Here is a 13,628-nt window from a genome sequence, read left to right as displayed (position 1 = left end):
TTGCTTTTTCTTTTTGTGTTTGATTGTGATACAATATAATAAGGATTTTTTGAAATAGAAATAGTTGGAGGAAACATATGCTCTCATGGTTAGCACGCCTTATTAAAGGGATTGTGATTGCTCTTGGATTTATCCTACCGGGAATTTCCGGAGGGGTTCTAGCAGCAATCTTAGGAATTTATGAACGGATGATTGGCTTTCTGGCCCATCCCTTTAAAGACTTTAAAGAAAATGTTTTGTACTTTATTCCAGTTGCCATCGGTATGCTTCTGGGAATCGGCTTATTTTCTTACCCGATTGAATACCTGCTTGAAAATTATCAGGTCTTTGTCTTATGGAGCTTTGCAGGTGCCATTATCGGTACTGTTCCTAGCCTCCTCAAAGAATCAACTAGAGAATCTGATCGAGACAAGATTGATCTAGCTTGGTTCTGGGCAACCTTTATCATTTCTGGATTAGGACTCTATGCCTTAAATTTTGTTGTTGGAACCCTAAGTGCTAGCTTTCTTAATTTTGTCCTAGCTGGTGCACTGCTGGCTCTTGGCATATTAGTTCCTGGCCTTAGTCCATCAAATCTACTTTTGATTTTGGGCCTCTATGCTCCTATGCTAACAGGTTTTAAAACCTTTGACCTCTTGGGAACCTTCTTCCCGATTGGAATCGGAGCAGGCGCAACTCTCATCATTTTTTCAAAATTGATGGATTATGCCTTAAATAACTACCACTCACGCGTCTATCATTTCATCATCGGTATCGTCCTTTCTAGTACCCTTTTGATCTTGATTCCAAATGCAGGAAACGCTGAAAGCATCCAATACACAGGCCTTTCTCTTGTTGGTTATGTCATCATCGCCTTCTTCTTTGCCTTGGGAATCTGGCTTGGTATTTGGATGAGCCAATTGGAGGATAAGTATAAATAATGGCAAAAAAAGTTAAAATCAAAAAAACATTGGTGGAACAAATCCTGTCTAAAGCAGGTATCTCACATCAAGGGATTCAAATCAATGCCCTGGAAGGAGAACTGCCTCAAGCTTATGAACGAGATCAGATTTTCAAAACCTTAGCTCTTTTAGGAGATAAGACCGGACCGATTATCGGAATTGTTCCCATCACTCAACACTTATCTGAAAAGAAACTAGCTAAAATTTCTGGCAATAAAAAAGTGAGCATGATTCCACAAAAGGACTTGGAAAAAACAACAGGTTATATTCATGGAGCCAATAATCCCGTCGGAATTCGTCAGAAACACAATTATCCCATTTTTATCGATAAGATCGCTCTAGACTTGGATCAAATGATTGTCTCTGCAGGCGAAGTTGGTCACAGCATTATCGTCGCACCACAAGACTTGGCTAGCTTTGTAAAAGCTGACTTTGCAGATATCTTGGAGGGCAGCCAAGAATGAAACTCTACTTTGTCCGCCACGGCCGTACCATCTGGAATCAGGAAGGTCGCTTTCAAGGTGCTAGTGGAGATTCTCCCCTTCTTCCTGAATCCATTGACACCCTAAAACGACTTGGCCAGTATCTCAAGGAAATTCCTTTTAATCAGATTTATTCAAGTGATTTACCTCGAGCGGTCAAATCTGCTGATATTATCCAAAGTCAACTCAAGACACCCTGTCCTTTAGAAAGTGTCCCTAATCTCCGTGAATGGCAGCTGGGGAAGTTGGAAGGTTTGAAAATTGCAACCTTGGAATCTATTTACCCGCAACAAATCAAAGCTTTCCGATCTAATCTTGCTCAATTTGACACTCAAATGTTTGGAGCCGAATCCCTCTATAGCACCACGCAACGGACCATCCAATTTATCAAATCATTAAAAGATAGTCCAGCTGAGCGTATTCTAATTGTCGGTCACGGTGCCAATCTTACTGCCAGTCTTCGTACTCTTCTAGGATATAAAGAACCACTTCTTCGTAAAGATGGCGGTCTAGCAAATGCCAGCCTGACAATTCTAGAAACCCATGATTTTGAAACATTTACTCTCGATACTTGGAATGATACTTCCTATCAATAACAGAACTTGATTTTAGCGTCAAGTTCTTTTTAGTTTTGAAAGATTATCCGTGAATTTCTTGCTTATTTATGATAAAATGGGAGTATCGCAAAAAATGACTCATCGTATTCAATTTTGAGTAAAACTAGGAGGATCCCATGTCAACAGAACATATGGAAGAACTAAATGACCAGCAGATCGTTCGTCGTGAAAAAATGGCTGCGCTTCGTGAACAAGGAATTGATCCTTTCGGAAAACGCTTTGAACGCACTGCAAATTCACAAGAATTAAAAGATAAATTTGCTGACCTCGATAAAGAACAATTACATGATAAAAATGAAACAGCTACTATCGCAGGACGCTTGGTAACCAAACGTGGTAAAGGTAAAGTAGGTTTTGCCCACCTTCAAGACCGCGAAGGTCAAATCCAGATCTACGTTCGTAAGGATGCTGTCGGTGAAGAAAACTATGAAATCTTCAAAAAAGCAGACCTTGGTGACTTCCTTGGTGTTGAAGGCGAAGTGATGCGTACAGATATGGGAGAACTCTCTATCAAGGCTACTCACATCACACACTTGTCTAAGGCTCTTCGTCCTCTACCAGAGAAATTCCATGGTTTGACAGATGTTGAAACAATTTACCGTAAACGTTACCTTGACTTGATTTCTAACCGTGAAAGCTTTGAGCGCTTTGTCACTCGTTCAAAAATCATTTCTGAAATCCGTCGTTACCTTGATCAAAAAGGTTTCCTTGAAGTGGAAACACCTGTTCTTCATAATGAAGCCGGTGGTGCTGCTGCCCGTCCATTTATCACACACCACAATGCCCAAAACATTGACATGGTGCTTCGTATCGCGACTGAGCTTCACTTGAAACGCCTTATCGTTGGTGGTATGGAACGCGTCTATGAAATCGGACGTATCTTCCGTAACGAGGGAATGGATGCCACTCATAACCCTGAATTTACTTCTATCGAAGTGTACCAAGCTTATGCTGACTTCCAAGACATCATGGACTTAACTGAAGGCATTATACAACACGCTGCTAAGTCAGTTAAGGGCGATGGCCCAGTCAACTACCAAGGCACTGAAATCAAAATCAATGAACCATTTAAGCGTGTTCACATGGTGGATGCTATCAAGGAAATTACTGGTGTCGATTTCTGGCAAGACATGACTTTCGAGGAAGCCAAAGCTATCGCTGCTGAGAAGAAAGTTCCAGTTGAGAAACACTATACTGAAGTTGGTCACATTATCAATGCCTTCTTTGAAGAGTTTGTTGAAGAAACTTTAATCCAACCAACCTTTGTCTATGGACATCCAGTAGCTGTATCTCCACTTGCTAAGAAAAATCATGAAGACGATCGCTTTACTGACCGTTTCGAGCTCTTCATCATGACTAAGGAGTACGGTAATGCCTTTACTGAGCTCAACGATCCAATCGACCAACTTAGCCGTTTTGAAGCCCAAGCTAAAGCTAAAGAACTTGGTGACGATGAAGCGACAGGCATCGACTACGACTACATTGAAGCCCTTGAATACGGTATGCCTCCAACAGGTGGTTTGGGAATCGGTATCGATCGTCTCTGCATGCTACTCACTGATACAACTACTATCCGTGATGTATTACTCTTCCCAACAATGAAATAACCTCTTATCCTCTGGTACTTGCCAGAGGATTTTTCGATACAAAAAGAGACTGAGTAAAAACTCAATCTCTACTTTTCACTTCTTTGGTTGCTACATCTTCTCCAAACCATTTATGGCTAATCTCTTGGAACTTCCCTTCTTGGTAAAGTTGAACAAAAGCTTGGTTTAAAGCTTGTAGTAATCTTTTGTCAGCTGGTCTAACTCCGACTGCAAAGGATTCACTTTCAAATCCAGCCGAAAAGACATTGTAGTCATTTAATATCCCCTCAGACTGTAGGTAGTAATTAGCATACACTCGGTCAATCAACAAGGCATCAATCCGATCATTTTTCAAATCAATCAAGGCCTCATTAAAACTCTGGTACTGATTAGCCTTCTGATCTTTGACACGATTTTTCAGTAAATCTGGCTGAGCTTCAAAGTCTAAATAACCAGAGGAACCGGCTTGGGCTCCCAAGGTCTTATCCTTCATATCCTCTACTGAATGGATCTGCTGACTTTTTTTCGTCACCAGAACTTGCTGATTTTCCATATAAGGAATGCTAAAGGCAACTTTCTCTCGGCGTTCATCAGTGGCAGAATAGCCATTCCAAATGGAGTCTATGGTTCCATTTTGCAGTTCCGTTTCCTTCATATCCCAGTCGATTGGCTGAAATTGAACCTTAAAACCTAATTTTTCAGAGACAGCTTGTGCTAAGTCAATATCAAAGCCTGTATACTGTCCATTCTTTTCTTCAAAACCCATGGGTACAAAGGTATTGTCAAAACCAATGGTTATACTCCCCTGCTCTTGATACTTATTCCAGTTATCTTGCTTGGGATTACTAGCCTTCTGAGTACAAGCCGTTAAAAAGAGAGTCAGGAGCGAAACCAACACTAAAGCAATTTTCTTATTAGTCATCGGCACCTCCTACTTGGGCTCAACCTTGAGAATCTGATCTGCGATATTTTCAGCGAATTGTAAATCGTGGGTAACCACAATCTGCGTCATGCCAAGTTCCCTATTTTGCAAGATCAGTTTTTCCACTTCCAAGCGCAATTCTGGATCCAGTGCAGAAGTTGGTTCATCGTAGCCAATGATTTCGGGGTCAATCATCATAGCACGCGCAAAGGCCACCCGCTGCTTTTGACCACCAGATAGTGAGAAGGGATAGGCTTCTGCATGGCTAGCCAGTCCTAACTGTTCCAAAAGCCCTCGCGCCTTCTGCTCAGCCTCATCCTGCTTCATTCCCATGGTTTTTACAGGAGATAAGGTCAAATTGTCTAGAACGGATAAATGAGGAAACAGTTGAAAATCTTGGAATACAAATCCCAGTAGATTTCGTTTCTCCAATTCATCCAATTCTAAAGGTTCTCCATTATAAAAGATTTGCCCTGAATCAATAGTTTCCAGACCTGCAAGCATGCGCAAGAGGGTTGTCTTACCTCCACCAGAAGGTCCTACGATAGCCAGGATTTGCTTTTCAGGAATGTTTAGACTGAAATTAGATAAAATTTGCTTTTCACCAAAGCCTTTATTGATATTTCGTAATTCTAACATGGCAGCCTCCTATCTATAGTAACTGTACTTCTTCTCAACTTTTTTGGCAAGAATGGTCACAATACCAATCAAAATCAAGTAAATGGCTCCTGCCAAAAACATTGGAACCAGACTAGCATCACGGTTTGCAGCTGTACGACTAGCCAAGATAAGGTCTGAAATTCCTAGAGCGTAGACCAGAGAAGTATCTTTGACTAAACTCATGACTTCATTAAAGACACTAGGAAGAACAATCTTGGTCACCTGAGGCAAAATAATATAGCGTACTGTGGCAAAAGGACTGAACTTCAAGACCTTAGCAGCCTCATATTGACCTTTAGGAATGGTATCAATTCCCCCACGAAAGATTTCAGCAAAGTAAGCCGCATAATTCAACACAAAGGCAATGATAGCCGCAGGAAGACGGTCCAAACGAATCCCAATACTTGGCAGCACATAATAGATAAAGATTAATTGCAAGAGCAAGGGTGTACCCCGCATAATCCAGATATAAATGTTAATCAGATGATGGAGGGGCTTCCAATGGACTTGCAAGGCAAAGGCAATCAAAACGCCCAAGGGAATAGAAAAAATCAAGACCAGTGCAAAAACCTGCAAAGTCATGCTTGCACCGCTCAATAAACTTGGTAATATCTCAAACAAATAAGACATACTGCACCTCCTAAAAATAATTGTTCCTATTATAGCATAAATAAACAAAATAACCAAGAATTTTTGTAAAAAAATTCTCTTTGAAAAAGAAAAACTATATCTATCAAAAATGATTAGATACAGTTTTTAAAAATATATTCTTACAATCTCTCAAATAGTTCTTGCATTTGCACATCATCTGGAACCAGTTTTAAGTAAGCTTGCGCATTGACTTTTGCTTCCTCAAAGTAGCCCAGTTCACGCAAGAGATAGATATAGTGTTCTAGAAATTCTGGATTGTCTTTCAAATCTCCTGCCAACTCTTGGTAATGCTCATAGGCAGTATCCAAATCGTCCATCTCTTGATAGGAACGAGCAATCATCCACTTGGTCAAAAGATTTTCTGGCTCCTCACTTTGCAAGTCTAGAATATCCTCATAACGCTCCTGCTCCAGATAAATAGTTGCTAGACGGAGTAAGATTTCTTCCGTATCCTCAGCATCTTCTTTAGCAGTAAGGAGGTAGTTTTCTGCACTACTGGCATCATGCAGTTCATAAGAGAATTGTGAAGCAGCTAGCAAGAGGCGAGTTTCAAAGGGATTTTTCTCTAAGCCTTGCTTAGCGATACGCAGGGCTTCTTGAACTTGATGTTCCTTATGTAAGGCCTGACTGTAACCATACTCATATCCTTCAAAATCAGGTGAAATGGTATCAAGCTGCTTAAAGTAGAGGACAGCTTTTTGGTATTCTTCTTGATCAAAGTAAAGACTGGCCAACTCAAAAGCTGTTAGGTCATCGTATTCTAACTCCAGGGCTTTTTCTAAAAACTCTGTAGCCGTTTCAAATTTCCCTAACTGAGCATAGGCAAAGCCAATCCGTTGATAGGTAGAAATGCCTGTTCGCTCATAAATCGACCGATTATCTAACTGGGCATAGCCTTGAATAGCTTCTTGGTAATTTTCCAACTCACTATCCAACTCTGCCAATCCCAATATCAAGAGAGGATCCTCTGAGTAGGTCAAAGCCTCCAGCAGTTTCTCACGCGCCACATCTGTCAAACCTTCCATCTGGTAAAGGTCCGCTTTCAGAGCCAAAGCCGACACATACCAGTCACTGTCAGATTTGATTTCCTCAAGATAGGCAAAGGCTTCTTCAATTTGACCATCCTCGCTAGCGATTGCTGCTAGATTAAGATGAACCTCTGGAAAATCCTCTACAATTTTCAGGTAAATTTCCTTGGCCTGAGGATAAAAACCAATCCCTTCAAGATAGGTGGCTAACTCATACAAAAGGTCACTTGGATCATTTTCTAAAGCTTTGACGAAATAGTTCTCAGCCTTGGTTAAATCTTGCTCTTCCAAAGCCTGTAACATCTGTTGACTATTGTTCACTCTTGACTTCCTCTCCCTCTAGTTCATATAGGCCACTGACTACTTTATACCATTCGAAAATCGCTGAAATGACAACCTTAGCAGAGGCATAAACTGGAATACCGAGCAAGACTCCCCAGATACCAAACATGGATCCTGAAGTTAACAAAACAAAGAGAACATTAATGGGATGGATGTTTAATTGACTTCCCAAAATCAATGGAGAGACAAAACGACCTTCAATAGTTTGTTCTACGATAAAGACAATCACTACTTTCAAAAGCATGACTGGTCCAGCAATCAACCCCAATACTAGAGCAGGAAGCATGGCTAAGAAGCTACCCAAATAAGGAACCAGATTTAAGATACCAGCAGTAACACCCAGCGTAACCGCATAGCGTAGACCAATAATCTTGAAGAAAATCATAAACATTACCGCAACAATAATAGCCACTGTTACTTGTCCTCTAACATAATTAGACAACTGCTGATTCACATCTGATAAAACTTGTCCAACAGGTTCTTTCAATTTCGTTGGCATGAATTGGGTCAAATAGTGACGTAGGTCTTTCCCATCACGCAAGAGATAAAAGAGCATGAAAGGAACGATAATCAAGGCAACAATCACTTGAGAAGCCCCGCTAATAAAGGCGCTCACCCAGTTGACTGCTTGAGATGAAACCTTACTTGCCCAAACTGTAGCCTGACTTGAGAAGTTTGTCAAAACTTGTTCTAACTGAGGCCTGAAATCATCTGGTAAACGTTTAGTTACCAAATCATCAATAACTCGATCAGCATCTTCAAGGTAGACTGGAACATTCCTTGCAAAACTTAAAACCTGACGTTGCAGATTTGGAATGGCTACTGCCAAGCCCCAAATGATAAAGAGAGCGATGATGACAAAGACAATACTAATCGCTATGACACGATTGATTTTATGTTTCTCCATCCAATCAACAATAGGATTCAATAAATAGTATAGTAAACCAGATAAAATGACTGGCAACATCACGACTGCCAAAAAGTCTAAAACAGGTGAAAATAGAAAACTAATCTTACTTAAAATAAAAAGATTCAGTCCCATTAATAAGGTTACCAAAAATACCGTAATTGCCTTGTTATCTAAAAACCACTTGAAAAACCAAGATAAGCTAAAATGTTTCTCTTTTTGCTCCATAAATACTTCCTTTCTATTGTTCTCTCATTATACCATTTTTAAATCAAAATAACTCTTTTTTAAAGTGCTTACATGGAGACCGCGACATAAAAAATCTCCTCAAAAGAGGAGATTCGATTAGTCTTGAATATGACGGTCTAAGTTCTTCTGATAATCAGCATTGGATTTGCCTTTTTCATCAGCAAATTTCTTGCGGAACTCATCCATTTCTTTGGAAGTGACAATCTTATCTTGGAGTTTAAGATATTTATAACTGTTATCTCCTGTTTTGTCACCAATCCAACCATCAGCACCACTACCTAATACTTTCTTCGTTACTAACATTTGGGCACCGTCTGAGTGTACAGGAATAACTAGAGCACTATCTGTTAACCAAGCTTGCGCCTTAGCATATTTAGAATAACGTTTTTGCAGATCTGTTTTTTCACTATTTGCATCATCAATCAATCCTTTGTATTTATCCAATCCAACTGTTTTAATGGCTGGATTGTCTGTTCCTGGTGCTACACCAAGAGAGCCGAGGAGACTTGGACCTGAAGTTGGATCAAATACATCTAGATAAGTTGATGGATCTGCATAATCCGGACTCCAACCACTATTAACATTAATGTCCCAATCAACATTATTATTTGATGTTGCTAGAACAGTCATATTTCCCAATTCATCATCAGAAACCTGTTGAATGTCAACAACTACATTTTCAGAGCCCAAGGCTTCTTCAATGGATTGTTTATAAGACTGAGCTTGATGGATAAAATCTGTCTGAGTCGATGAAACTGGAAGATCTAAATGAATTGGGAACTGTACTCCATCAGCTTGAAGAGTTTTCTTAGCAGATTCAAACTTAGCTTTAGCCTTGTCTACGTTATGAAGTGAATCTTGCGCATCATCAAGACTGACATCTTTCCAGACATTATCCAATTTATCCAATTCTATCTTAGTTACTTGACCAAACGATTGGTCTCCAACTTGTACAAATGTTGGAGGAGTGAAACTTGTACGTAATTTACGAGGCGCCACTTCATCCCCAAACACCTGAGAAACAGCTGCTTTACGATCTGCAGCAAATGCCAATGCTTGACGGAAATCTTTATTTAAAAGTGCTTTCTTAGTAGAGGATTTTTCTACATCACTTGTTTTAGCAGTATGATTGTATGACACACGATCAATATTAGTAGACATATAGAATACGCCACCTCTTTGTTGACCATATACAATATTATCCTTGTATTTTTCTTTTAGACGTTCATAGTTGGCAGAGTTTTTAAAGAGTGGAGCAGCTGGATAATGTCCCTCATCAAAACCGCGTCCTAGAGAGTCTGCATCTTGACCATCAAAGAATGATAACTTGATATCATCAATAAAGACATTTTGCTTATCCCAATAATTTTGGTTTTTGGTCATTTCGATAGAAGACTTAGATGTAAGACCCTTGAGGAGATAAGGACCGTTGTAGAGAATGCTCGTAACATCAGTGGACTTACCAAAATCATCTCCTTTAGAAGCTAAAAAGTCTCCACTCACGGGAGCAAGGACTCCCATTGTTGTTTTTGAATTCCAGAAAGATTCTGGATGGTTCAAAGTATAAACAACAGTATAATCATCTGTTGCTTTCACACCTACGGTTGAGAAATCTGTTGTTTTCCCATTTACATAGTCATCCAATCCTTTGATAGAATCCTGTACCAAATAGAGAGCCTGTGATTTCTTATCAGCTGCATGCTTCAGACCAGTTACAAAGTCCTGAGCCTTAACTTCACCATATTCTTCCCCCTCATTGGTATACCATTTGACACCCTGACGGATTTTATAGGTATAGGTCAAACCATCTTTGGAAACAGTCCAATCTTCTGCAACTGATGGGACTAAATTTCCATATTGATCATTTTCTAGTAATCCATCAATAACATTACCTGTAATCTGCTTAGTGCCGACATTACCAGAAACTGTATAATCCAAAGTAACAGGATCTGATGAGAATACATAGGCATAAGTAACTGGTTTAGTTGCTTGTTTAGTTGCTTGTTTAGTTGCTTCTTTAGTTGCTTCTTTATTACCATTACCAGATGAACACGCTACTAGCACTGCTGCCGAGAGTACAGCAACTCCTGCTGCTAAGAAAACACGTTTTTTCATAAACAAACTCCTTTGCAATTTGTATAAGATTATTATAGCACTTTTATTAAGTAAATCAATGAAAACATTTCTAATATTATCATCAAAAGAATTAGGTAAAGCTCTTGCTAATCTTGATTTCTTCATAGTAGCATTTTTGTGATATAATAGTCTTATCTTTATATAGAGGTAAAGTTATGAAAGAAACTGTTTATTTTGGAACTTATACACGTCGTACTTCCCAAGGGATTTACAAGGCAGACTTCGATACAGAAACTGGTCAGCTTTCAAATCTAGAACTTTTTGCTACTGAGCCAAGTCCAACCTACCTTGCCTTTGACCAGCACCAACATTTATACACTGTTGGTAGTCAAGACGATAAGGGGGGAATTGCAGCCTATCAAACTAATGGTAACTTATTAAATCACGTCGTTGAAGAGGGAGCCCCCCACTGTTATGTTGCCGTTGATGAAAAGCGTGATTTGGTTTACGCGGCAAATTACCACAAGGGACAGGTCCTTGTTTATAAACGTCAGGAAGATGGTCGTCTTCTACTTAGTGATGTTGATCAACACAGTGGCCAAGGTCCACATGAAAATCAAGCTTCTCCACATGTTCACTATACAGATTTAACACCTGACCACTATCTAGTGACCTGCGACTTGGGTACTGACCAAGTAATTACTTATGATCTTGATTCAGAAGGAAAATTATCTAAGCTCTATACCTATCATAGCCAGCCAGGAGCAGGCTCACGCCATATTATTTTTCATAACCATTATAAAATCGCTTATCTCATTTGTGAACTCAATAGCACTATCGAGGTTCTAATCTACGATGGTGTTGGTGAATTTGAACGCATGCAAGTCATTTCAACTCTACCAGACGGTTACGAAGGATTTAATGGAACTGCTGCTATTCGTCTCTCTAAAGATGGTAAATACCTCTACGCTTCTAACCGTGGTCATGATTCTATCGTAGTATATACAATTCTTGCGGACGGTAGCTTAGAGTTATTAGAAATCGTTCCAACGCATGGTAAGACTCCACGTGATTTTAATTTGACACCAGACCAAGAATTTGTCATTGCTATCCATCAAGACTCTGACAATGCAACCGTCTTTAAACGCAATCCTGAAACTGGTCGTCTAGCAGAACTTTCCAACGACTTCCATGTTCCAGAAGCGGTCTGCATCAGTTTTGCTCCTTAAGAAAACATAAAAAATGAACTTGGTAACTCAAGTTCATTTTTTCTTATAGTCTTTTTCCGACATTGATACGATTAATAGCACGTTGCAAAGCAATCTTAGCACGACGTTCTTGGTCAATCAAGTGTTTGTCTTGTGCTTCTTCAATTTCACGCTCTGCTCGAAGTTTGGCACGTTCTGCACGACTAACGTCGATATCACGAGCACGTTCTGCAGAATCAGCAACGATTGTGATGGTATTATTGGCAATTTCAATAACGCCTCCGTTTACTGCAATCCAGTTCACGTGATCTTCATCATCAATACGTTTTACCTTTACTTCATCAACTGCTAAAACCGCAATCATATTTTCATGTCGTGGCAAGATCCCCATCTCACCATCCAGAGTTCGAACCGATACATAGCTGGCATGGTGATCATAGACGAGACCATCTGGTGTCACGATCTGGACAGTTAACTGAGCCATAGATCACCTCTTAAAATCCCATTTTTTCAGCTTTTGCAATCACATCTTCGATAGAACCTACACCACGGAAGGCATCTTCTGGCAAGTGGTCGTGTTTACCATCAAGGATTTCCTTAAAGCCACGAACAGTTTCAGCTACTGGAACATAAGAACCAGGCTGACCAGTAAATTGTTCCGCAACGTTGAAGTTTTGTGACAAGAAGAACTGGATACGACGGGCACGAGCAACCAAGGTCTTTTCTTCATCAGAAAGCTCATCCATACCAAGGATAGCAATGATATCTTGCAATTCATGGTAACGTTGAAGAACACGTTTTACTTCAGCAGCAACTGCATAGTGCTCTTCTCCAACGATTTCAGGTGCCAAGGCACGTGAGCTTGAAGCAAGTGGGTCAACGGCTGGGTAGATACCCAATTGTACCAACTTACGTTCCAAGTTAGTTGTTGAGTCCAAGTGAGCGAAGGCTGTTGCTGGTGCTGGGTCAGTATAGTCATCCGCTGGCACATAGATAGCCTGGATAGAGGTTACAGAACCCTTCTTGGTTGATGTGATACGCTCTTGCAATTGACCCATTTCCGTAGCAAGTGTTGGTTGGTAACCAACAGCTGATGGCATACGACCCAAAAGGGCAGATACTTCTGAACCAGCCTGAGTGAAACGGAAGATATTATCGATAAAGAGAAGCACGTCTTGGCCTTCCACATCACGGAAATATTCAGCAATTGTCAAACCAGTAAGAGCAACACGCATACGTGCTCCTGGTGGCTCATTCATCTGACCAAATACCATGGCTGTTTTCTCGATAACGCCTGATTCTTTCATTTCCCAGTAAAGGTCATTCCCCTCACGAGTACGTTCCCCAACACCGGTAAATACTGAAATACCACCGTGTTCTTGGGCAATGTTGTGAATCAATTCTTGGATTAAGACGGTTTTACCAACCCCGGCACCACCGAAAAGTCCAACCTTACCACCTTTTAGGTAAGGGGCAAGAAGGTCGATAACCTTAATCCCTGTTTCAAGGATTTCAGAAGAGGTAGACAACTCATCAAAAGTTGGAGCTTTTTTATGAATCGGCTGACGCTCTGCGTCTTCTGTAAAAGGAGCTTCCAAGTCAATGGTATCTCCCAAAACATTGAAGACACGTCCCAAAGTTTCTTTACCTACTGGTACAGAGATTGGACGACCTGTGTCCAATACTTCCATTCCACGAGTCAAACCATCTGTTGATTCCATGGCGATAGTACGAACCATACCATCTCCCAACTCTAAGGCTACTTCAAGGACGATTTTTGTTTTTCTTTCGTCATTTTTGTAGACGACAAGTGCATTGTTAATCTCAGGAAGTTTTTCCCCTGCTGCAAACAAGACGTCTACAACGGGACCGATAACCTGAGCAATTTTACCTGAACTCATCTCCTTCTCCTATTCTATATAAGATACTGTCAGTTCCTAGCTCAACTAGGTCCTAATA

The 13,628-nt window shown here is 40.3% G+C and carries 13 protein-coding genes; 5 read left to right on the top strand and 8 right to left on the bottom strand.

The features are described from left to right. The first annotated feature begins 77 nt into the window (after positions 1-77). The 4 genes from N8O43_RS04305 to lysS all read left to right on the top strand — a co-directional run bounded on the left by N8O43_RS04305 (position 78) and on the right by lysS (position 3,647). Complete coding sequence (locus N8O43_RS04305; protein WP_261089546.1) at positions 78-920, top strand: DUF368 domain-containing protein; 843 nt, start codon at positions 78-80, stop codon at positions 918-920. Continuing rightward, a complete protein-coding gene (locus N8O43_RS04300; RefSeq protein ID WP_084930168.1) occupies positions 920-1,405 on the top strand; it encodes an aminoacyl-tRNA deacylase in 486 nt (161 codons plus the stop codon). Before N8O43_RS04305 ends, N8O43_RS04300 begins: the two co-directional genes overlap by 1 nt. Beyond that, entirely contained in the window at positions 1,402-2,019 is a 618-nt protein-coding gene (locus N8O43_RS04295) for a histidine phosphatase family protein (protein ID WP_084930167.1), read from the top strand. Before N8O43_RS04300 ends, N8O43_RS04295 begins: the two co-directional genes overlap by 4 nt. Positions 2,020-2,156: 137 nt before the next feature. Continuing rightward, positions 2,157-3,647 (top strand): lysine--tRNA ligase, encoded by a 1,491-nt coding sequence (gene lysS / locus N8O43_RS04290; RefSeq protein ID WP_261089545.1) that lies wholly within the window; start codon positions 2,157-2,159, stop codon positions 3,645-3,647. A 61-nt stretch (positions 3,648-3,708) separates the two neighbouring features. Here the strand turns inward: lysS and N8O43_RS04285 are convergent, their stop codons facing one another. The 6 genes from N8O43_RS04285 to N8O43_RS04260 all read right to left on the bottom strand — a co-directional run bounded on the left by N8O43_RS04285 (position 3,709) and on the right by N8O43_RS04260 (position 10,500). Further along, the gene (locus tag N8O43_RS04285; protein WP_261089544.1) at positions 3,709-4,548 is read right to left on the bottom strand and encodes an amino acid ABC transporter substrate-binding protein; all 840 of its coding nucleotides are present in this window, start codon (positions 4,546-4,548) and stop codon (positions 3,709-3,711) included. A 9-nt stretch (positions 4,549-4,557) separates the two neighbouring features. After that, on the bottom strand, positions 4,558-5,187 hold the full coding sequence (locus tag N8O43_RS04280; RefSeq protein ID WP_261089543.1) for an amino acid ABC transporter ATP-binding protein: 630 nt from the start codon (positions 5,185-5,187) through the stop codon (positions 4,558-4,560). A 9-nt stretch (positions 5,188-5,196) separates the two neighbouring features. Next, entirely contained in the window at positions 5,197-5,838 is a 642-nt protein-coding gene (locus N8O43_RS04275; RefSeq protein ID WP_033687139.1) for an amino acid ABC transporter permease, read from the bottom strand. Between the two features lie 140 nt (positions 5,839-5,978). Then, on the bottom strand, positions 5,979-7,208 hold the full coding sequence (locus N8O43_RS04270) for a tetratricopeptide repeat protein (RefSeq protein ID WP_261089541.1): 1,230 nt from the start codon (positions 7,206-7,208) through the stop codon (positions 5,979-5,981). After that, a complete protein-coding gene (locus N8O43_RS04265) occupies positions 7,198-8,364 on the bottom strand; it encodes an AI-2E family transporter (protein WP_261089538.1) in 1,167 nt (388 codons plus the stop codon). The genes N8O43_RS04270 and N8O43_RS04265 overlap by 11 nt, the downstream gene beginning before the upstream one ends. Positions 8,365-8,481: 117 nt before the next feature. Next, positions 8,482-10,500, bottom strand: a complete 2,019-nt coding sequence (locus N8O43_RS04260; protein WP_261008914.1) for a peptide ABC transporter substrate-binding protein — start codon at positions 10,498-10,500, stop codon at positions 8,482-8,484. A gap of 176 nt (positions 10,501-10,676) precedes the next feature. Here N8O43_RS04260 and N8O43_RS04255 point away from each other — a divergent pair, with 176 nt between their 5' ends. After that, positions 10,677-11,690 carry a lactonase family protein gene (locus N8O43_RS04255; protein WP_045611878.1) on the top strand — a complete coding sequence of 338 codons (1,014 nt, stop codon included), beginning with the start codon at positions 10,677-10,679 and terminating at the stop codon, positions 11,688-11,690. Positions 11,691-11,733: 43 nt separating this feature from the next. Here the strand turns inward: N8O43_RS04255 and N8O43_RS04250 are convergent, their stop codons facing one another. Then, positions 11,734-12,153, bottom strand: coding sequence for a F0F1 ATP synthase subunit epsilon (locus tag N8O43_RS04250; RefSeq protein WP_045611880.1), 420 nt, complete (start codon positions 12,151-12,153; stop codon positions 11,734-11,736). Positions 12,154-12,163: 10 nt separating this feature from the next. Then, positions 12,164-13,570, bottom strand: coding sequence for a F0F1 ATP synthase subunit beta (atpD, locus tag N8O43_RS04245; protein ID WP_000094357.1), 1,407 nt, complete (start codon positions 13,568-13,570; stop codon positions 12,164-12,166). Positions 13,571-13,628 lie beyond the last annotated feature (58 nt).

It is taken from the genome of Streptococcus mitis (assembly GCF_946190335.1).
Taxonomy (GTDB): Bacteria; Bacillota; Bacilli; order Lactobacillales; family Streptococcaceae; genus Streptococcus; species Streptococcus mitis_CH.
The sequence above is the reverse complement of the archived record's forward strand: the minus strand, read 5'-3'. Positions and strand labels throughout refer to the sequence as shown.